Raw genomic sequence first — 21,166 nt, 5'->3', positions numbered from 1 at the left:
CCATGCTTGGCGACCAAGAGCTCGAGCACGGCGACGACATGGATGGCGCGCCTGAGGATCTGGAAGAAGAGGTGCCGGAGTCGACCCGTACACCCTCTCTCGAGGAGGCCCGCGCCGGCTTCATGCTGCTCGATCTGTGACCCGCTGAACCACCTGTTCCCGGAAGTCACGACGCTCCGCGCCGACACTCCGTTCGTCCAGCGGGCGAGAGCCTCTCGCCGAACGGCGCCCATCGCCGCGCGCGTGCAGAAGCGCGCTCCTCTCCCGCGAGCGGCACCGCGCCAGCGTGGCGAGATGCGGCGCACGGGACGCGCCTCTTCCCTTGCCCTCCCCGACGGCCTGTGGTGAAACGCGGCCCGCATGATCCCGGGGCTAGGCAAAACAAGCATCACGATCGGCAGCGCCCCCACCTGCGATGTGGTGCTCGTCGCTCCCGGCGTCCTGCCCGAGCACGCGCGCATCGTCAACCAGGGGGGTGGCAAGCTGCTCTTCTCCTGCGGGCAAGGGCCGGCGTCGGCGAACGGGCGGCCCCTCTCGCCGGGAGAGCAGGTCCCGTTCGACTTCCGCACCCAGTTCGTGGTCGCGCAGACGCCGGTCCCGCTGAACCATCCGGCCATCACGCTGATGCTGGCGTCGCCCGGGAGCCTCGCGCCCGCGCCCGGCCAGGTCGTGATCGGACGAGACCCCGGGCGCGCCTCCTTGGTGCTCCAGCACCCGAGCGTCTCGAGCCAGCACGCGACCGTCACGCTCGATCGCATGATGGTCATCGACCACAACTCGACGAGCGGCACGTACGTGGGCGCGCAGCGCATCGCCGCTGGCTCGCCGACGCCCATCGATCCGCAAGGCGCCATCGCCTTCGGGCCCGTCCCGGTCCAGATCAGCCTGCTCGTCCAGCTCGCGCAGGCCGCCCGGCAATCCGCGCTGCCGGCCGCCTCCGGCGCCCCGCCCGCGGTGAGCGTCCTGCCGCCGCAGCCTGCCGCTTCCGGCTACGCGCCGCCGCAGCAGCCCGGCGCCGGGGGTTACGCGCCGCCAGGCGTCGCCGGCGGTTACGCGCCGCCGCAGCAGCCCGCGCAACCGGCGTCCTCGGTGCCCGCCGCCGGCGCGCCCGGGAGGAAGAACAAGACGGTCCTCGGGCAGCTCGACTTTTCCGGCGGCGGCTCGAACGTCAAGAAGATCGGCCGCACGCCCGACAACGACATCGTGCTCGCCCACCCCCAGGTGTCGAGCCACCACGCGCTCCTGCACTCGATCAACGGGCAGCTCTACGTCGAGGATAGCGGCAGCGCCAACGGGACCTACGTCCGCGGCAACCGCATCGCGCCCGGCCAGAAGATCGCCGTGCAGAGCGGCGAGAAGATCTACATCGGGCCCATGCCCCTCCAGATCGAGATGGGGGGCGCGGGCGCCGTCGAGGTCGTCCAGGAGGAGTACTCCGCCGATCGGTGGGCAGGGCGCCCGCTCTACGAGATCGAGGCGTGGAGCCTCGCCCTCCAGGTCCCCGACCGGGACAACCCGAACGAGCAGAAGACCCTGCTCGACAACGTGTCGTTCAAGGCGCTGCCGGGCGACATGATCGCGCTCATGGGGCCGTCGGGCGCCGGCAAGACGACGCTCCTGCTCACGCTGAACGGCTACCTGCCGCCGACGAGCGGCGTCGTCCGCATCAACGGCGAGGACCTCTACAACATCTACGACACGCTCCGCGGATCCATCGGCTACGTGCCGCAGGACGATCTCGTCCACCCGGAGCTCACCGTCTTCGAGGCCGTCCGCTACAGCGCGAAGTTCCGCCTCCCGCCCGACTACACCGAGGCCGAGATCGACGCCCGCGTCGAGCAGACGATCAAGGATCTCGGCCTCGAGGGCGTCAAGAACCTCCAGATCGGCAAGCCCGAGAACAAGATCCTCTCGGGCGGGCAGCGCAAGCGCGTCAACATCGCGCTCGAGCTCGTCACCGATCCGGTCATCCTCTTCCTCGACGAGCCGACCTCGGGCCTCGCCGCCGACGACACGACCGCGCTGATCAGCCTGCTGCATGACCTCACGAAGGCCACCGGCAAGACGATCATCATGACGATCCACCAGCCGGCGAAGGACGAGTTCGAGAAGTTCAGCCACGCGCTCATCCTGGGCTACGGCGGCATCCCGATGTTCTTCGGGCCGACCCGGCCCGACGCGTACCGCTTCTTCGGTAGCTGGAAGGAGCGGCACGGCCAGCAGAACGACGTGGACAACCCGCGCGACATGTTCGAGATGCTCGCGCTCCGGGAGCGGCCCATCTTCGATCAGCTCCGCGCGCGGAACCCGAACGCGTCGCGCGGCGACGCCAGGAAGCTCGCCGCCATCGAGTGGCGCAAGGAGTTCTTCAGCGACGGCAACCCGACGTACCGCCGGATGTACTCCGGCCGGCGCGAGATCGGCACCGGCCAGGGGCAGCGCGGCATCCCGGCCGGGCGCGCCACGACCAAGGGGCAGCTCGGCCTGCTCCTGTCGCGCTACTTCAAGGTGAAGAAGCGCGACATCGGCGGCACCCTGATCATGCTCCTCCAGGCCCCGATCATCGGCATCCTGCTCGCGATCGTCTTCGGCGGGCAGGAGAAGGCGATCCCGGCGTGGTGCCTCGGCGCGCTCCAGGAGCTCGGCCGCCGCGCCGGCGGCGCGGACAAGAGCACCGACGTCATCAAGGGCATGGAGGTCACCACCGACCACACCGCGGCGATCTTCTTCCTCGTCGTCGCCGCGGTCTGGTTCGGGACCTCGAACGCGGCGCGCGAGATCGTCAGCGAGCGGGCCATCTACCTCCGCGAGCGCATGGTCAACCTGGGGCTCGTCAACTACGTGCTCTCCAAGTACCTGCTGCTCGCCGGCTTCTGCCTCGTCCAGTGCACCGTCCTGCTCGCGATCGTGTTCTTCGCCCTCGGCTTCCACGGCGGCATGCAGGCGTTCGGCATGCAGCTCGCCGCGCTGACCGCCACCTCGCTCAGCGCCGTCGCGATGGGGCTCCTCCTCTCCACGGTGGTCGCGTCGTCCGAGGCGGCGATGGCGCTCACGCCGATCGCGCTCATCCCCCAGGTCGTCCTCGGGGGGCTCATGGTGCCGATGACGACCGTGCCGCACCTCCGGCCGCTCATGTACATCATCCCGGCGCGCTGGGGCTTCGAGGGCGCGATCGCGCCGGAGCGGCTCGCGACCGCGGAGGATCCAGCGTGGGTCATCGATCTGCACCGCACCGACACGAGCGCAGCGGACTTCATCGAGGGCGGCAAGTTCAAGTGCGCCATCGCGCAGATGGCGGCCGACAACTACGCGGGCGCGTGGGGCTTCACCACGTACGATCAGACCTGGATGCCCTATGCGGTGCTCGCAGGCATGACGTTCCTCATCCTCGTCACGCTCTGCGCGGTGCTGAAGCGGCGCGACCCGGTGTGACGTCGTGACCACGCAGGAGCCCGCCGCTTCCATCCGCATCGATGACCGGCGCGCGCGCGGCGATCGCAGGCCGGCCGCCGCGGCGCTCCTCTCGCTGCTCGCCGCCCTCTCCCCCTGCCTGGCGCAGGCGCAACAGCAAGGCCAGGAGGGGCAGGCGCCCGAGGGCGGGGCGGCCGTGCCCCGAGGCCCGGGCGGCGCGATCGTCACGCCTCCTGCCTCCACGGCCGCGCCGGCGGGGAAGGCGACGCCGCCGCGGGCGCTCAACTACACGCCCCCGGAGTACCCGCCGGAGGCCGAGAAACAGGGGCGCGAAGCGTCGGTGACCCTGCAGCTCGACATCGACCGCGACGGGCGCGTGAAGCACGCCGTCGTCGTCGAGAGCGCGGGGCACGGATTCGATGAGTCGGCGCTGGCCGCGGCCCAGAAGCTCGAGTTCGAGCCCGCCCGCCGCGCGGACGGGACCCCCGCCCCGGCCCGCATCCTGTACCGCTACTCGTTCACCCTGAAGACGGCCTCGCCGCCGCCGGCCGCCGGCGAGCCCGCGAGGCCCGCGAGGCCCGCCGAGAGCCTCCGCGGCACCGTGCTCGCCAGCGGGGGCGACGTCCCGCTCGCCGGCGCCGCCGTCTCGGTCGCGCGCATCGCCGGCGCGGGCGCGGGCGCAGCGACGATCGCCGCGCCGCCGGGGCTCACGACCGACGAGGGCGGCGCCTTCGCCTTCGCCGCGCTGCCGCCGGGGCGCTACCAGGTCACCATCGCGGCGCCCGGCTTCGAGCCGCTCTCCGTCGAGGAGGCGCTCGCCCCCGGGGAGCAGCTCGAGGTGAAGTACCGGCTCCTGCCGCAAGGCGACGGCCTCGAGGTCACGGTCCGCGGCAAGCGGCCGCCGCGCGAGGTCACGAAGCGCACGATCGAGCAGCGCGAGATCAACCGGATCCCCGGCACGAACGGCGACGCCCTGCGCTCGCTGCAGAACCTGCCGGGCGTCGCACGCCCGCCCAGCATCGCGGGGCTGCTCATCGTCCGCGGCTCCGGCCCGCAGGACACGCAGACCTTCGTCGACGGCACGCAGGTGCCGCTCATCTACCACTTCGGCGGCCTCTCCTCGGTCGTGCCGACCGAGATGCTGGATCGGATCGACTTCTACCCCGGCAACTTCAGCGCCAAGTACGGCCGGGTGCAGGGCGGCATCGTCGACGTCGCCCTCCGCTCCCCCAAGGAGGACGGCAGGCTCCACGGCCTGGCGCAGATGGACCTCATCGACGCGCGCGTCCTGCTCGAGGGCCCCGTGCCGTTCCTCGACAACACCCGCTTCATGGTGGCGGGACGGCGGAGCTACATCGGCGAGTCGTTCGGCCCGGTGCTCGAGGCCGCGGGCGCAGGCGTAACGCAGGCGCCGGTCTATTACGACTACCAGGTCCTCCTCGAGACCGAGCCCACGCCCTCCGCGCGGGTCCGCCTCACGTTCTTCGGCTCCGACGACGCCCTCGAGCTGCTGCTCAGCGACCCGGCGCCCAACGAGCCGGCCCTCTCCGGCAACGTCGGGCTGCACACGGCGTTTCAGCGGCTGCAGCTCCGCTACGATCACGAGCTCACCGACAAGGACCGGCTCGACGGCGTGCTCGCCATCGCGCGCGACGACGCCGATTTCGGGATCGGGCCGATCTACTTTCAGCTCGATCTCAAGACGATCTCCGGCCGCCTCGAGTACGCGCGGCGCATCTCGAAGGGCACGGTGTTCAACGCGGGGCTCGACGTCTTCGCCGGCCTCTACGCCGTGAACCTCCGCGCCCCCGGACCGAACCGCCCCGGCGAGCCGCCGAACCAGCCGTTCTCGACGCGCACCCTCCAGGAGGTCTCGCGCGACGGCGAGTTCTTCTACCCCGCTGCGTACGCCGAGCTCGAGCTCGCCCCGACCTCTCGGGCGAAGATCGTCCCGGGCCTGCGCCTCGACTACCAGGACCTGAACCAGCAGCTCACCGTGAGCCCGCGCGTGAACGGGCGCTTCGACGTCGTCCCCGGGTTCCCTCGGACCACGGTGAAGGGCGGCCTCGGGGTGTTCCATCAGCCGCCGCAGTTCCAGGAGGTGATCCCGCCGCTCGGCAACCCCGGCCTGAAGTCGACCCGCGCGCTGCACTATGCGGCCGGCGTCGAGCAGGAGCTGACCCGGCACATCGAGGCGTCGGCGGAGGGGTTCTACAAGCAGCTCGACGAGCTCGTCGTCGGCGTGAACCGACCCGGGTCGATCCAGCTCGACTACCAGAACGTCGGCTCGGGCAGGGTCATCGGCGGCGAGTTCCTGCTCAAGTACAAGCCCGACGATCGCTTCTTCGGCTGGGCCGCGTACACGCTGTCCCGCAGCACGCGGGTGCCGGAGCCCGGCGAGCCGGAGCGGCTCGTCCCGTTCGATCAGACCCACATCCTGACGGTGCTCGGCAGCTACCGCCTGGGCGACGGCTGGGAGTTCGGCGCCCGGTTCCGCCTCGTCTCCGGCAACCTGGTCACGCCCAACGTGTGCAACGTCAACGAGCAGAGCTGCGACCCGTACCGCACCAACGCGCTCTTCTACGCGCCCACCGGGACGTATACGCCCATCCCGTTCTCCGGCCCGAACAGCGAGCGGCTCCCGGCGTTCCACCAGCTCGATCTGCGCCTGGACAAGACGTGGAAGTTCAAGACCTGGCGGCTCTCGGCCTACCTCGACGTGCAGAACGTCTACAACAACGCGAACAGCGAGGCGATTCAGTACAATTACAACTACACAGCCCGACAGTACGTCACGGGGCTGCCCATCCTGCCGAGCTTCGGGATGCGAGGAGAGTTCTGAGATGCGCGGGGCGCAGGCGATGAACGGCGCGGCGAAGCGCGACGGCGCGGGCCGCGGGCGCCGGTGGCGGCGCGCGGTGCTCGGGACGCTCGCGCTCGCGGCGATCGCGTCGCCGGCGATCGCCTCGGGGTGCGTCGCGGGCTTCGATCCGCCGAGCCTCGTGGGCGGGCTCCGCGTCCTCGCGGTGGTCGCCGACAAGCCGTACGCCAACCCCGGCGACCAGGTCACCTTCCGGATCCACTACCAGGACGGGCTGGGCGGCCCCGAGGACGGGTCGCGCCCTGTCTCGGTCTACTGGTTCGGCGGGTGCGAGAACCCCGTCGGGGACGACTACTACGGCTGCTACGCGCAGCTCGAAGGCATCGCCTCCGAGATCGAGGCGTGGTTGGAGCGAGGCGACCCGACGGTCCCGCTGCCCGACCTCAACGGCGTGCGCCCCGGCTTCGGGGACACGTACACGATCACGATCAGCGACGACATCCTCGCCGGCCGCAAGCCGCCCGCCACCGGGGGTCCGGCCTTCGGGAGCGCGTTCGTCTTCTTCGTCGCCTGCACCGGGGAGCTCGGTCTCGTGGAGGACCAGGGCACCGGCCGCGCCGGGACGTTCCCCGCCGCCTGCTTCAGCGGCGGGCGCCGGCTCGGCCCGGACAGCTTCGTGCCCGGCTACACGCAGATCTACGCCTTCGAGGGGGGTCGCGAGAACGCGAACCCGGAGATGCAGGGGCTCACGCTCGACGGCGAGCCCCTGCCGGAGGACTTCGCCGACATCCCCACCGTCCAGCGCTGCCACGTGAGCGCGGAGGCGCGGCGCGAGGCCGGCTGCAGCGCGGAGGATCCGTTCGTCGAGTGCACGGCCTACGAGCTCGAGGCGATCGTCGATCCCGAGGTGGCGGAGGACGATCCCAGCGCGCAGCAGCAGGCGCTGAAGGAGATCGTCTGGGTCGATTACTTCGCCGATCTGGGCGATCTCGACGGGGGCATCAAGCTCGTGAGCGACGCGAACGAGGGGTACATCGGCGATCACGCCGTGACGTGGATCCCACCTGCCGAGCCGGGCGTCGCCACGATCACCGCGGTCCTGCGCGACGCGCGCGGCGGCTCGTCCGTGGTGCAGCGCCTCGTCCGCGTCGAGTGACGGGGGCCCCGCGGCCCCCCGCGGCGATCAGCCGCAGCCCGCTTCGATCTGCGAGAGCTGGTCGATGAGCTGCGCGGGGTCGTGGGCTGCGCACAGCGCGTCGGCGGCGCCGAGGCTGGCGAGCCTGGCTGCCTGGGCGAGCAGCTCGAGGTGCGCGCGGCCCCCCTCGCCGCAGATGAGGACGACGAACAGCCGGAGCGGGGCGCCGCCCGGCGTCGGCACCGCGAGCGGCTCGGCCAGGGTCGCGAGCACGGCCGCCTGGCACGCGCCGGGGACGATCGCGTGCGGGACCGCGACGCCGTTGCCGAGCGCCGTGGGCGACTCGAGCTCGCGCCGCAGGATCTCCTGGGCGAGCGCGCTCGCCGAAATCGGGCCGCCAGGGGGCGCGAGCCGGGACGCCGCGACGTCGATGACGTCCTCGATGTCCGCGCACGAGAGGTGGAGCACGACCCGCTCTGGCGTGAGCAGGCCGCTGAGCCGCCGCGCGGGCGCCCCCCCGAAGGCCGCGTTCGCCGGGAACTCGGCGTCGATGAACGCCTTGACGCGCGCGAGCTGGGGGGCGCTGAGGTTGCGCCGCGCGAGCTCCGCGCAGAGCGCCTTCGCCGACGGAACGCGCTCGAGGTAGCGCGAGACGAGCGGCTCGACCTGATGGCCTAGCTCGAGGAGCACCGCCGGCGGGAGCTCGAGCGCGCCGGCGATCGCCGTGAGCCGGTCGGGCGTGGGGATGGCGTCGTGCCCATGCTCGACGCGGCTCAGGTAGGCGCTGGAGACGCCGATGCGGTGCGCGAGCGCGCGCAGGCTCAGGCCCGCCTCGACGCGGAGGAGCCGCAGCGCGGCCCCGAACGCGGCGACCGCGCGGGCGCGCGCGGCGCCGTCAGCGTCGGACATCGCTGGCATGGGGCCTCAGGAGCGATCGGGCTCGACCGCGAGGGCGGTCGGGAGGACTTTCGGGACGGGCGCCGCGGCTGGGGCGGACACGGCGGCGGGCTCGTAGTGCCGCACGACGAGCAGCGAGGTCGGGCACCCCTGGATGATGTGCTCGGCGCGGATCCCGAACCGGCGCTGCGCGAGGCCCCACTCGGGACCGACGCCGACGAGGACGAGATCGTAGCCGCGCTTCGCCTCCTCGAGGGCCGCGTCCGCGGGGGAGTCGTGCTCCACCACCTTGAGAAGCACCTTGGACTTCTGCAGCGCGCCGCCCTCCTCGCCCTCGAACACCTCGTCGACCGTCTGCTGCGCGCCGAGCGTGTCGTCGGACCTGCGCTTCGGCTTGACGACGTGGAGGATGGTGACGTCGGCGCCGACCTGCTGCGCGAGCCGGCGGGCGAGCGAGAGGGCCGCCTTGTCGTGCAACGTGCCGTGGAACGGCACGAGCAGCTTGCGGACCGCGGCGAGCCCGCGATCGATGAGCACACCGACGTCGGTGTGGGCGCCGCGCATGACCTCGTAGACGGTGCCGCCGAGCACGGTCTGGCTGAGGATGGGCTTGTGCCAGCCGACCAGCACGAGATCGGCCTGCTTCACGTCGGCGACGTTGCAGATGTCGTGGCTCGGCTTGGGCGAGACGAAGGAGAGCTGCCGGACCTCGGCGCCCAGCTCCTTGGCCCGCGACAGGAGCGGCGCGAGCGCGGCCGTCCCCTGCCGCTCGAGCCCTTGCTCGAGGTAGAACGAGCCACGATCGGTCGGCGGGATGAGACGCAGGGCGTAGAGGCGCCTCGCCTCGGGGCCCGTGCCGGCGAGGGCGCTCGCGAGCGTCACCATGCCGGGGCCGGAGCGCTCGTAGGAGACGCACATGAGCACGGTGAACACCTCTGCTGCCGTGGGCAGAGGCGTCCGCTCCGGCACGTCGGCGAGCTCCTTGGCGAGCTCCTCCGGCGGGTAGATCCAGCGCAGGAGCGGCGAGGTCATGAAGGTCGTGACCAGCGCCATGAGCACCATCATCGTGAACAGCTTGGGCGAGATGATGCCCAGATCGAAGCCGAGGTTCAGGACGATGAGCTCCATCAGGCCGCGGGTGTTCATGAGGATGCCGACGGCGCTGGCCTCCCGCCAGCTCTGGCCGGTGAAGCGGGCGGCCACGGCGCTGCCGCCGAACTTGCCGACGCAGGCGATCAGGATGATGAGGCCGCACATCATCCAGCCGTCGGCCGAGTTGAGCAGCCCGATGTGCGTGCGCAGGCCGCTGTAGGCGAAGAACAGCGGGAGCAGGAAGACCACCGCGAAGTCCTCGAGCTTCTCGGCGAGGCTCTGCGCGAAGCCGGTGCCCTTCGGCATGATCGCGCCGAGCATGAAGGCCCCGAACAGCGGGTGGATGCCGATCATCTCGGTCATCCAGCTCGACACGATGAGCAGGAGGAGCGTGACGGCGACGAGGTCCTGCGAGAGCCCTTCCTTGCTGGAGCCGCGCTCGCCGAGCCGGACGAGGAAGGGGCGGACAAGGAACAGCATGCCGGCGATGTAGGCGACGGCGAAGACGGTGGTCCAGACAGCGCCCACGAGCCCCGTGGCGCGCGCGATCGAGACGACGAACGCGAGGATGCACCAGGCGGTCACGTCGTCGACGGCGGCGCACGTGATGGTGAGAGCGCCGACCTTCGTGCGCAGCAGGCGCCGCTCGGTGAGGATGCGCGCGAGCACCGGGAACGCCGTGATGCTCATGGCCACGCCCATGAACAGCGTGAACGACGAGAACGGGACGGAGCTGTCGGAGAGCCGGGGGTACAGGTAGAGCGCGAGGAGCCCGCCCAGCGCGAACGGCACGACGATGCTCGTGTGGCTGATGATGACCGAGGCGTGGCCCCGCCCGCGCAAGAGCTTCGGATCGAGCTCCAGCCCGATGAGGAACATGAAGACGATGAGGCCGACCTCGCTCACCAGCTTCAGGAGCGGCAGCGAATCGTTTGCGAACAGGACCGCCGACGCATCGGGGAAGAGCCAGCCGAACAGCGACGGGCCGAGCAGGATGCCCGCCGTGACCTCGGCGATGACCATCGGCTGCTCCATCCGGCGGGCCACCAGGCCCACGAGCCTCGCGCAGGCAATGATCAAGAACGCCTGGATGAGGAAGCGGGTCAGCGGGTTGTGAATCAGGATCTCCATACGGAGCGCTCCCTCCTGGTGGTAAGTGTTAAGTTATCGCTTATCAGCGGGCTGTCTCGACTGTCAAGAAAGGGATGCGCAGCGTCAAGCGACCTGAACAGGACGTCGGAGGCGCGCAGACGGCGCGTCAGGCAGGCAGCGTGAGCGACCGGGTGCACCGCGCGATCGGACGAGCGGGCCCAGCTCGACCAGCTCGTCGCCGGGTGCCTCGCACGGGCGGTTGTTGAGGGTAGGAGCGCGCCCTGGCGCGGGCGGCGGCGGCTACCAATCGGTCGGCATGTAGTCTTTGAAGAACTGGCCGTACGCGTGCTGGCCGCTGAGCAGCCCGGCGAAGATGGGGTCGCAGATGCGGGCGGCGCCGTCGACGATATCGAGCGGCGGATGAAAGCCGTGCTCCTCGAGCTTGCGCGCGGCGAGCGCCGCGGGGTCCTCGTCGGTGACCCACCCGGTATCGACGCTGTTCATGAAGATGCCGTCCTTCACATAATCGGGCGCGGACGTGCGCGTCATCATGTTGAGCGCGGCTTTCGCCATGTTGGTGTGAGGGTGCCTGTCCGTCTTGTAGCGGCGGTAGAACTGCCCCTCCATCGCCGAGACGTTGACGATGTGCCTGTCGAACGTGGGCCGTCGCATCATGAGCGGCTTCAGCCGGGAGTTCAGGACGAAGGGGGCGACCGCGTTGACGAGCTGCACCTCGAGCATCTCGACGGTCGGGACCTCGGCGAGGGTGAGCCGCCAGCTGTTCAGCGTCCGGAGATCGACCTGCTGGAGATCGGCGTCGTAGCGCCCCTGAGGGAAGAGCAGCTCGTCGAGGCGCTCATCGCCCGGAGCCGGGATCTGGGAGAGCAAGGCGGGCTCGCGCAGGCCCGCGGTGGGGTCGGCGCCGGCGACGAGGGGGAGCGTGCCGCACGCGCGGAGCGCGTCGTACTCGCGGAGCGGGGGCTGAGCGCCCTGCGGGAGGGAGCGGACGGGCGCGGTCTCGCCCTCGATGAGGTGGCCGTAGAAGCCCGGCGGTCGCCGCACGGTCTGACAGGCGTTGTTGATGATGAAATCGAGCCGGTCGAGCGTGTGGAGGAGGTGGCGCGTGAAGAGCTCGACGCTCGGCGTGTGTCGGAGATCGAGGCCGTAGATCGCGACCCGTGATCCCCAGGCGTCGAAGTCGCGCTCCGCCGAGAAGCGGCGAGCGGCGTCGTGCGGGAAGCGGGTCGTGACGATGACCCGCGCGCCGGCGCGGAGGAGCATGATCGCCGCCTGATAACCGATCTTGACGCGCGCGCCCGTGACGAGCGCGATGCGGCCGTCGAGCGGCGCGGTCTGGCTGCGTTTGCGGTAGTTGAAGTCGCCGCACGCGGCGCACATCGCGTCGTAGAAGAAGTGGACTTTGCGGAACTCGACCTTGCAGACGTAACACTTGCGCGGCCGCGCGAGCTCCGGCGCGCCCGGCTCGGCCGGCGGACCGGGCTCCTCGGTGGCCTCGGGCGGCGACGCGGGCTCCTCGGCGGGGTCGGCCCACGACAGCGGGGGCGCTGCCTGGGCGAGCGCGTCCGGCGTACGGAACACCGGCTCTCGACGGGCGACGCGGATGCCGACCGCATCGAGCAGGGCGGCGTCGGCGGACTTCTGCGCGTGCCGGTCGCGCTTGCGGAACGCCCTGGCGAGCTCTCGCTGCTCGGCGCGCTCGGGGCGCGAGACGCGGCCAGCGGCCAGGAGAAGCCGGCGGCGGTCCTCGGAGCTGATGGCGGCGAGCTGCGCGCGATCGAGGGCCACGGCCTCCAGCACCTTGAGGCAAGCGTCGAGATCGGCAGCAGTGAACGGCCGGCCTGCGCCGGCGGCTTCGCGGTCGGGACTCATCGAAGCGTGCGTGCATAGCACGCGGGAGGCCGCGCGCGAACCGCGGCGGCGCGTCGGGTCCTGCCGGCACGCTTCTAACCGCTCTGCACCGCGGCGCGCCGCGCCGCTCTGCACCGCGCCGCGCCCAGAGCCCCGTGGACGAGTCGCGCGAGCCGCGTCCTGTTCGCCAGCCAAGGATTGTACACTACGTCCTCACATCACCCTGAGCCCTCGGAAACTCCAGCAGAGGATCTTATGCTCGAGTCGCCACACAGTCTGTTCGCGACGGAATTCATGCCCCATGGCCATTGCTACTTCTGGCAGCCGGGCATGGTCTGGCTGCAGGTCATCACCAACCTGGCGATCGGCTTCGCCTATCTCTCGATCTCCCTGACCCTCGCCCATCTGGTCCGGCGCATCCGGGACATCCCCTTCCAGCGGGTGTACCTCGCGTTCGGCACCTTCATCGTTGCCTGTGGGTTCACGCACTTCATGGATGTGTGGGTCATCTGGCAGCCGTTGTACTGGCTGGATGGGGCCCTCCGGGCCATCACGGCGATCGCCTCCGTCGGCACCGCGATCCTGCTCTTTCCGCTGCTGCCCAAGGTGGTCGCGATGGCGGGCGCGGCGCGTATCACACGCGAGGACGAGCTCCGCAGGGAGGAGCTGAACCGCCAGCTCTCGGCGCTCTACGAGAACACGCGGGAGGCGCTCGCGGAGGCCATTCCCCAGCTCGTATGGACCGCGACGCCGGACGGGGAGTTCGACTACTTCAACCGGCGCTTCGCGGAGTATGTCGGCGAGCGCCTGCCCAGCGGCGCGGCCTGGACGGCCGCCATCCACCCCGAGGACGCGGATCGGGTCGTGGCGCGCTGGAAGGAGAGCTTCGCCAGCGGAGACGCCTACGAGATCGAGTACCGAATGCGGCGCAGCGACGGGGTCTACCGCTGGTTCCTCGTGCGCGGGTTGCCCCTGCACGACACGGCCAGGCGGATCGTGAAGTGGTTCGGCACCTGCACCGACATCCAGGAGCAGAAGATCGCGGCCGAGGAGCGCGAGGTGATGCTCCAGCAGGCGCGAGAGGCCGTGAGGGCGCGAGAGATCTTCCTCGCCGTCGCGGCCCATGAGCTCAAGACACCGATCACGCCGCTGCGCGCCGAGGTGGAGAGCGTGCTGCGCGCGGCGCGCGCCGCGCGCGCAGACCGCCTCACGCCCGAGCGCCTGGTCATCAAGCTATCGGTCGTGGAGCGGCAGATCGACCGCCTGGAACGGCTCGTCTCCGACCTGCTCGACGTCTCGCGCATCGCCGCTGGACGGATCGAGCTTCAGATACAGGAGGTCGACCTCGCGGAGGTCGTGTGCGAGGTGGTCGAGCAGCACAAATACGACCTCGCCAGGAACTCGATGTCGCTCCAGCTCGCCGCCGACGCCACGGGCGGCTGGGATCGCAGGCGCCTCGACCAGGTGGTGAACAACCTCCTCACCAATGCGCTCAAATACGGCCGTGGACGTCCGATCACGATCACCGTGTGGTCAAGCGATGTCCGCGCGTGGCTCACGATCACGGACCAGGGCATCGGCATCGCGCCCGAGCACCAGGCCATCATCTTCAACCAGTTCGAGCGCGCGGTCTCGGAGCGGCACTACGGCGGGCTCGGGCTCGGGCTGTGGATCGTGCGGCAGGTCGTCGGGGCCATGGGTGGGACGGTGTCCGTCGCGAGTGAACCTGACGTCGGCTCGACCTTTACTGTGGAGTTGCCTCGACAACGTGGGAACCTCGATGACACCGAGACCAAATCTCCTTAAGCTGACACGATGAAGCACATCCTGTTGGTGGAGGACAACGAGGATATTCAGATCTCGCTTCGCGATGCGCTCGAGGAAGACGGCGCTTACAGCGTCATGACGGCTGGAAACGGAGCGGAGGCGCTCGCGCTGCTCGAGCGCGGCGAGCGGCCGAATATGATGCTCGTCGACCTGTTGATGCCCGTCATGGACGGTGTGGAGTTGATCGACCGGATGCGGCGCGACGCGCGGTTCGCGGGCATCCCGGTCGTTGTCCTGTCGGCCGCGTCGATCACGTCCCCGCCGCCCGGAACACCCTTGCTCAGGAAGCCGATCCGCTACGAGGCCCTCCTTGGAGCGGTCCAGAAGGCGTGCGGGTGCTGAGAGCGGTGCGCTCGCGCACCGAGGCCGCTACTGGCCGGCGGGCGCGTAGGGGCAGGGAGCGCCGCCTTCTCCGGTCTCGGCGAGGGCGCCCGTCGAAGGATCGATGGTGAGCGTGGTCGGGAACGGGTGAGCGCCCGGCCCCTGCGACCCTTCGGAGACCGAGAGCAGGAGCGTCCTGTCGGCGCGCTTGAACGCCCCCTTGCGATGGACGATGCCCGACCAGACGCACACCGCGCTCGGCGGGCAGGGAGAGACGCGATCCTCGGCGACGAAGCTGCCGTCTTTCGCGAGAGAGAGCCGGCGCTCGTACTTGCGCGGACCGCACGCGGCGGAGCTCCACGTGCCGAACAGCGCTTCCTCGCCGGGCGCGGTCCGCGCTGTCGTGGCCGGCGCCTGGGTCGTCGCTGTGACCGTGGCCGAAGCCTGCGGCGCGGGCGCGCCCGGCGCCGCGGTGGACAGCGGCGCCGGGGGCTCCACGGGTGATGACGGCTCGGGCGCCGGCTCGCGCGGACCGTTGACGGTGCACGCAGCGAGCGGCGCCAGCAGCGCGGCGAGGGGGAGGATGAACGTTCGCATCACACCCGCTCATCCCATGGCGGCTCAACACGCGCAACGCGTACACCGCCAGGGTCCGCGGCGATGCGCCCGCCCGCGAGCGACACGACGGGGAGCGCCGCGCGGAAGGCCGCGATCGATGTGCGCTACCCCAGCAGCGCGAGCAGATCCTCCCGCGTCAGCGAGGCCGCCCTGTCCGCCTCGCCCAGCGCGGCGCCCGCGATCGCGCGCTTCCGCTCCTGCAGCGCGAGGATCCCCTCCTCCACCGTGTCCTTCGCGACGAGCCGGTGGACCATCACCGGCCGGTGCTGTCCGATACGGTGGGCCCGATCGGCCGCCTGATCTTCGACCGCCGGGTTCCACCAGGGATCGAGCAGGAAGACGTGATCCGCCGCGGTCAGGTTCAGGCCGGTGCCGCCCGCCTTGAGCGAGATGAGCATCACCGGCGGGCCGCCCGGCGACTGGAACTCGTTGACCACCCCGGCGCGGTCGCGCGTCCCGCCGTCGAGGCGGCTCCACGGGATCCCCGCCGCGCCGAGGTGCGGCTCGACGAGGTCGAGCAGCGAGGTCCACTGCGAGAACACGAGCGCCTTGTGGCCGTCCGCGACGCACTCCTCGAGCGCCTCGATCAGCCGCGTCACCTTGGAGGAGGGCACGGTCCGCGCCGCCGGCGCCGCGCCGCCGGCGCTCGATCCCGGGATCAGCGCCGGATGGCAGGCCGCCTGGCGCAGGCGGAGCAGCGCCTCGAGCGCCGCCATGACGCTCGCCCCCTCCGCGAGCTTCTCCACCACGTCCTTGCGGGTGGCCGCGCGCACCGCGTCGTAGAGCTCGCGCTCTGCCTCCTCGAGCTCGCAGTAGAGCACCATCTCCGACCGCGGCGGCAGCTCCGGCGCCACCTCGCCCTTCAACCGCCGCAGCACGAAGGGGCGGATCTTCTGCCGCAGCTCGGCCGCGGCGCCCTGCACGCCCTCGGCGATCGGCCGGCCGTAGCGCTCCTGGAAGGCGCTCCGCCCGCCGAGGAGGCCGCGGTTCGTGAAGTGGAGCAGGCTCCAGAGCTCCTCGAGCCGGTTCTCGACCGGCGTGCCGCTCAGCGCCACGCGCAGCTCGGCGCGGAGCGCGAACGCCGCCCTCGCCGCCTGGCTGTCGGGGTTCTTGATCGCCTGCGCCTCGTCGAGCACCACCGCCTCCCAGGCCTGCGCCGCGAGCAGCTCGGCGTCGTTGCGGAGCACGGCGTAGGTCGTCAGCGTGACGTCGGCCGCAGGATCGAGCGCGCGCCGCGTGCCGTGGTAGATCGCGAACCGGAGGCCCGGGCGGAAGCGCCGGATCTCGTCGGCCCAGTTGTGGACGACGCTGCGCGGGCACACGACGAGCGTCCGCCCGCGCAGCGAGCAGAGCGTCTGCAGCGTCTTGCCGAGCCCCATGTCGTCGGCGAGCACCGCGCCGAGGCCGGCGTCGCGCAGGAACGACAGCCAGTCGACGCCGCGTCGCTGGTAGGGGCGCAGCGTCGCGGTCAGGTCGGAGGGCAGCGGCGCCTCCGGGAGCGACGCGAAGCCGTCGAGCAGCGGCATGAGCTTGTCGAAGCCCGACGGGCGCGGGTACTCGATCTCGTCGCACAGCGCGGCCAGCGCCGGGAGCGCCGCGGGCGGCACCTCCTTGTCTTCGCGCCGCGCCGCGAGCAGATCGGCGACGCGCGCGCCGTACTTGTCGAGCCACGCCGAGGGCAGCGGCGCCCACCCGCCGCCGAGGAGCGGCACGAGCGGCAGGCCGTCCTGCCACGCGCGGATCACGGCCGTCGCGTCCGCGCGCTTCGGGGGCGCGCCGGCGCCGTCGCCCTCGTCGCCCGCGCCGTCGTCGCGCCCCGCCGAGAGCTCGAACTCGACGTCGAAGGCCCGGTCCTGGATGACGAAGCGCGGCACGAGCGCGGCCTTGCCGAAGATCTCGCCGCGCGCGTCGGCGAAGGCGCGGGCGTCCCACGACTCGAGGCGCGAGGCGAAGCGGATCGCCTCGACGCCATCGAAGTCGACCCGGCGTCCCGGGATGAGGTGGAGCTCGTCGCGCAGCCGGATCAGCAACATGCGCTCCGCGGGCTCGTCGCGGACGGGCACGGCGCCGGACAGGTGCACGAGCCGGCCGTTCTCGATGCGCGCCTCGGGCGGGTCGCCGTACACGAGGCTGGGCACGACGGAGAGCGTGTGCTCCTTCTGGCTGAGCTCCAGGAGGATCCGCGGCCGGGACGCGCCGCCCGCGCGGGGCAGGCGCTGGCTCTGGATCGTGACCGGGACGCGCTTGGTCAGCTCCGGCAGGACGTCGGTCACCAGCTTGCCGAGGTCCCCCCGCGGGAACACCCGCCGGAGCGGCAGCCGCTCGAGCTTCGGCCCCGTGAGGTCAATCTCCCGGAGCAGGTGCAGCGTGCCGCCGCACCGCACGACGCCCGACGCGATCACCTCGTCGACGCGCGGGTCCCGCTCCACGACGAGCGCTGCGCCGTCGTCGTGATCGCGCACCGCCGCGCGAGGGCCGATCGCCTCGCTGGAGATGCGCACGGGCGCGCCGTCGAGCTCCACGTCCGCGACGCCCGCCAGCGCCGCGAAGAGCTCGGGCTGGCGATCCGAGGGGAAGTAGCCGTGCTGCTTCGTGCCCACGAGGCGGTCGACCGCCAGGTCCTCGTGCGTCGGGTAGAGCTCGGGCAGCCTCGGCCCCGGCCGCTCCGGGCTCGCTGGAGCCCGCACGGCGCGGCCAGCGAGGCTGGCGAGCGAGACCCGGAGCGGCTCCTCGGCGCCGCTCGCGTGCACGATCATCCGCTCGAGCGCGAGCACGAGCCCCTTGCGCCGGAGCCGGTACCGCAGCCGCGCCGGCGGCGCAGCCGCGGCGGTCGCGCCGCCTTGCGCGGCTGGCTGCCCCTGCGCCGCCGGTTGGCCCTGCGCCGCCGGCTGGCCCTGCGCCGCCGGCTGGCCCTGCGCGATCGGTTGCGAGAGCGACAGCGTCGCCGCGACAGCGTGCGCGCAGGGGTCGATTTTTCCACCGCAGTCGCACGTCCACTCGGCGTCCGCTGGGTAGAGGGTGACGGTGGGTGCAACGGGCTGCCCGGCCGCCTTGACGCGGACCACGATCGAATCGCCGCGATCCTCCCGTCCGAAGGCAGCGCCCTCACGGGCGAGCTTGACGCCCTGGGACCAGAGGCCCGGAAGACAGGCTTTCCTGATGGCTTCGAGAAGACCCTGCACTGAGACTCCAGACACCGACGGCTGGCTGCGGTAGCTCGCGCGCTCTCCCGGGACCAGCGCCACTTCTTGGGATGTTCACAGAAAGACGAAGATGACGGAAAGAGGTTCAGGCGTCTTCTTCCTCTTCTTCCGCTGCCTCGCCTTCCAGATTCCGGGAGCTTGCCCGGCATGAGCGGGGCGCTGCTGTAGCAGGTATCCGCGCTGCATCACGCCGCGAGCTTCACCGACGCGTCAGGTGCTCGCGGTAGCGCGTCGTGAGCTCCATCCAGCGCAACGTGAGGATCGGCTCGCGCTCGAGCCGATCCTGCCAGCTGCGATCGACGGCCTTCCACAGGTCGCGGTCGGCGATGCCGTGGCGCAGGAGCGCCTGGTCGAACGACGAGGCGGCTCCGATCGACGACTCGGCGCAGAGGACCGCGTACTGCTGAAGGCTGAGCGAGGGCAGCGCGCCCGGAAGGTCGCTCCGCGAGGCGGGCGCAGGGGCCGCACCGCTCGGCGTCGCCAGCGCCGGCGCGGCCGGCACGGCGCCGCTCGCGTCGAGCTCGCCGGGAGATCGACGGAGGGTGACCCCCGACCGCGCGTTGCCGCCATCGAGCTCGAGCGGCTCGGCCTCCGGCGGGAGCTTGATCGAGGGCAGCGGCAGCGCCCGCGGCACCTCGACGGTCTCGTCGGCCTCGCCCTCCGAGGGGGGGCGTTTTCCGCTCGACGTGGGGACGATCACAGACTGCGGCGGCGAGGCCGCGCGCCGCGGCGGCGCGGAGGAGGCGCTTTCCCGGCCGCCCCGCCGTGAACCGGCGCGCTCGCCGTCGGGCGCCGCGAACGACAGCACCGGACCGGCGTCGGTGATCTCCATCTGCAGGACGATCTCACCCGTCCTTCCGCGGACGACGAGCCGATCGCCCGCCGACGTCACCTCCATCTCGTAGCGCCGCCCGGAGGAGAGCGAGACGGTGGCCGAGTGGACCGGCGCGCCGCTCGCCGCCCCCCGCGAGCCCATCTCTTCCTGAGGACGGAGCCCGGCCTGATGCAGCCCGCGCTCGCTATCGGGTGGATCCCCACTCATCAGGATCGGAGCCTAACGCAGCAAGCGCACGCCCCGCGAGCGCTTTCGACGCTTGTGACGCTTGTGACGCAGGGTTCAAGCGTCTGAGCCCGGCCCAGTACGCCGCCTGGGAACACGCGGCTCGCCTTCCTGCGATCGGGCGCGGGCGCATCCGAGCCCAACCGACCCCCTCCGACGCGGTGCGCCCGGTCGCCTTGGCTCGCGCCTGAGCGCCGCGACCTGCGCTCGGTCGCGCAGGGTTGCGCAGGAGCGCGCTCGGTCACCCAGGAGTTGGGTCGAGAGTGCACTCCGACACCGAGCGCTTACGTGGCCCAGCGTGTCTTCATTTCATGAGGTGCCTCGCTGCGCTCAAGCCCGGGCTGCGCTGACAAAAAATCGCCGCGGCTGGCGTTCTCTTGGAATTCCCCGGCGCTGATCGCAATGCGTCGAGAGGGGTCATTCCTGGCGTATCCCGGCCCATCTTCGCTTGAAACGGTCGCGTCTGTAGTAAAGCGGGCTGCGAGCTCTTCCCGACAGGAGGTCTATGAAGACTACCTCTCTCGCGCTTGCGCTGCTGGCGTGCCTCCCAGGCTGCTTCTACACCAGAGAGACTATCGAAACATGCGACACCGAGTGTGAGAACGTGCCCAACCAGGACGCGTGTCTAGCGGAATGCGGGACGTGCGTGGATCAATGTAAAAGCGAGCCCTACGGGCCCGACCGTTGGGATTGCATAGCGGAATGTCGGACATGCGCGAAAGTGTGTAGAAACCAGCCCGACCGCGACGCGTGCATCTCGGCATGCGACGACACGTGCAGCGGCGACCAGTGTGTCGAGCCGGCTCCGGAGGGCTTCTATGGCCCGGCGCTGCTCTGGGTCGGCAGAACGGTGGACGAGCCGAACTGCCCCGGCAGCGCCCCGACCAGGGTGTACAGGGGGTACGAGGCCGCTGACTTCCCCTTCGCGTGCAGCCCATGTCGGTGCGGCGAGCCAGCCTGCGCCTTGCCCGCCGATCTCAGGACGGCCGCCTCGCTGAAGTGCGGTGGCTCGCCGGTGTCGGTGCATGAGCCCCGGGACATGCTGAACGGCACCTGCGTGGTGCCCAGCGACGCCCTGGTGAACGATCAGCAATCGCTCGTCCTCGGCGCGACCCGAGTGACGCCTTGCGAAGCCAGCATCGAGCCCCCCCCGGTGCCACAGTTCAGCTTGCGGTGGTATCGCTCCGGCGTTGCGTGCGGAGGCATCCCCGAGAAACGCACGTGCGCCTCTCCGTCGAAGACGTGCGTGTCGCCCGTTCAGGAACACGGCTTCGCTCAGTGCATCATGCACCTCGGCGAGGGCGAGGTGACCTGCCCGGAAGATTACCCGGAGGACGTCGTCCTCTACGACGGCATGAGGGACGAACGCCACTGCACGCCGTGTGAGTGCGGTCCTCCGACAGGCAGCGAGTGTTCCCTGGCGCTCCTTTCCTTCCGGGACGGCGCGTGCGGCGAGCTGATCACCGCCGGTACCGCTTCGAGCCATGCCCCGGGGTGCGTCGCCGCCAAGCCCGGGGAAACGCCCAAGAGCATGAGGGCTATCTGGCAGGTCAACCAGCCCGGAAGCTGCGAGCCGAGCGGCGGAGAGCTGCGAGGCGAGATCGTCCTCACCGGTCCGAGCACGTTTTGCTGCCAAACACGTCCAGGCGAGAACGGGTGACGGTGACGCGCCGCGAAGGGCGGCGCAGCGCCGCCCGAGCCAAACGATTCGGGCTTCTCCTGAACCACAGTCGGGCTTGACCAGAACCTGCGATGTCAGGCAAAGGCGCCAAGTAGATGGATCCGTGGGCATGACGGAAAAATCTCTCGATAGGGAGAAA

13 protein-coding genes are annotated in these 21,166 nt (G+C 71.0%); 7 read left to right on the top strand and 6 right to left on the bottom strand.

What is annotated here, in order from left to right:
• Window positions 1-2: 2 nt before the first annotated feature.
• The 4 genes from WME82_RS14110 (at window position 3) to WME82_RS14095 (ending at window position 7,388) form a co-directional block, all read left to right on the top strand.
• Window positions 3-140, top strand: coding sequence for a hypothetical protein (locus WME82_RS14110; RefSeq protein ID WP_437745961.1), 138 nt, complete (start codon window positions 3-5; stop codon window positions 138-140).
• Between the two features lie 220 nt (window positions 141-360).
• Window positions 361-3,432, top strand: coding sequence for an FHA domain-containing protein (locus WME82_RS14105; RefSeq protein WP_437871373.1), 3,072 nt, complete (start codon window positions 361-363; stop codon window positions 3,430-3,432).
• A 4-nt stretch (window positions 3,433-3,436) separates the two neighbouring features.
• Window positions 3,437-6,253 carry a TonB-dependent receptor domain-containing protein gene (locus tag WME82_RS14100; RefSeq protein WP_438043260.1) on the top strand — a complete coding sequence of 939 codons (2,817 nt, stop codon included), beginning with the start codon at window positions 3,437-3,439 and terminating at the stop codon, window positions 6,251-6,253.
• 1 nt (window position 6,254) lies between these two features.
• Window positions 6,255-7,388: a hypothetical protein gene (locus WME82_RS14095; protein WP_438043259.1), complete on the top strand. Its 1,134-nt coding sequence runs from the start codon at window positions 6,255-6,257 to the stop codon at window positions 7,386-7,388.
• Window positions 7,389-7,415: 27 nt separating this feature from the next.
• Here WME82_RS14095 and WME82_RS14090 read toward each other — a convergent pair whose 3' ends face one another.
• The 3 genes from WME82_RS14090 to WME82_RS14080 all read right to left on the bottom strand — a co-directional run bounded on the left by WME82_RS14090 (window position 7,416) and on the right by WME82_RS14080 (window position 12,338).
• Window positions 7,416-8,285, bottom strand: a complete 870-nt coding sequence (locus tag WME82_RS14090) for a PTS sugar transporter subunit IIA (RefSeq protein WP_437745957.1) — start codon at window positions 8,283-8,285, stop codon at window positions 7,416-7,418.
• Window positions 8,286-8,291: 6 nt separating this feature from the next.
• The gene (locus WME82_RS14085) at window positions 8,292-10,487 is read right to left on the bottom strand and encodes a cation:proton antiporter domain-containing protein (RefSeq protein WP_437745956.1); all 2,196 of its coding nucleotides are present in this window, start codon (window positions 10,485-10,487) and stop codon (window positions 8,292-8,294) included.
• Window positions 10,488-10,748: 261 nt separating this feature from the next.
• Window positions 10,749-12,338: an SDR family NAD(P)-dependent oxidoreductase gene (locus WME82_RS14080; RefSeq protein ID WP_437745955.1), complete on the bottom strand. Its 1,590-nt coding sequence runs from the start codon at window positions 12,336-12,338 to the stop codon at window positions 10,749-10,751.
• A gap of 273 nt (window positions 12,339-12,611) precedes the next feature.
• Here WME82_RS14080 and WME82_RS14075 point away from each other — a divergent pair, with 273 nt between their 5' ends.
• On the top strand, window positions 12,612-14,123 hold the full coding sequence (locus tag WME82_RS14075; protein ID WP_437871366.1) for a PAS domain-containing sensor histidine kinase: 1,512 nt from the start codon (window positions 12,612-12,614) through the stop codon (window positions 14,121-14,123).
• Between the two features lie 9 nt (window positions 14,124-14,132).
• Complete coding sequence (locus WME82_RS14070) at window positions 14,133-14,486, top strand: response regulator (RefSeq protein WP_012235137.1); 354 nt, start codon at window positions 14,133-14,135, stop codon at window positions 14,484-14,486.
• A 27-nt stretch (window positions 14,487-14,513) separates the two neighbouring features.
• On the opposite strand, the gene WME82_RS14065 is transcribed toward WME82_RS14070, so the two are convergent.
• From WME82_RS14065 to WME82_RS14055, 3 genes are all read right to left on the bottom strand, one after another.
• Window positions 14,514-15,062, bottom strand: coding sequence for a hypothetical protein (locus WME82_RS14065; RefSeq protein ID WP_438043258.1), 549 nt, complete (start codon window positions 15,060-15,062; stop codon window positions 14,514-14,516).
• A 125-nt stretch (window positions 15,063-15,187) separates the two neighbouring features.
• Window positions 15,188-18,265: an SNF2-related protein gene (locus WME82_RS14060; RefSeq protein WP_438043257.1), complete on the bottom strand. Its 3,078-nt coding sequence runs from the start codon at window positions 18,263-18,265 to the stop codon at window positions 15,188-15,190.
• 220 nt (window positions 18,266-18,485) lie between these two features.
• Window positions 18,486-19,328 (bottom strand): hypothetical protein, encoded by an 843-nt coding sequence (locus tag WME82_RS14055; protein ID WP_438043256.1) that lies wholly within the window; start codon window positions 19,326-19,328, stop codon window positions 18,486-18,488.
• Window positions 19,329-20,067: 739 nt separating this feature from the next.
• Between WME82_RS14055 and WME82_RS14050 the strand changes: the two genes are divergently transcribed.
• Entirely contained in the window at window positions 20,068-21,006 is a 939-nt protein-coding gene (locus WME82_RS14050) for a hypothetical protein (protein WP_438043255.1), read from the top strand.
• The last annotated feature ends 160 nt before the right edge of the window (window positions 21,007-21,166 follow it).

Source organism: Sorangium sp. So ce128 (assembly GCF_051525245.1).
Taxonomy (GTDB): Bacteria; Myxococcota_A; Polyangia; order Polyangiales; family Polyangiaceae; genus Sorangium; species Sorangium cellulosum_B.
Note: the sequence above shows the minus strand (reverse complement) of the source record. Positions and strands in the feature narration are given on the sequence as shown.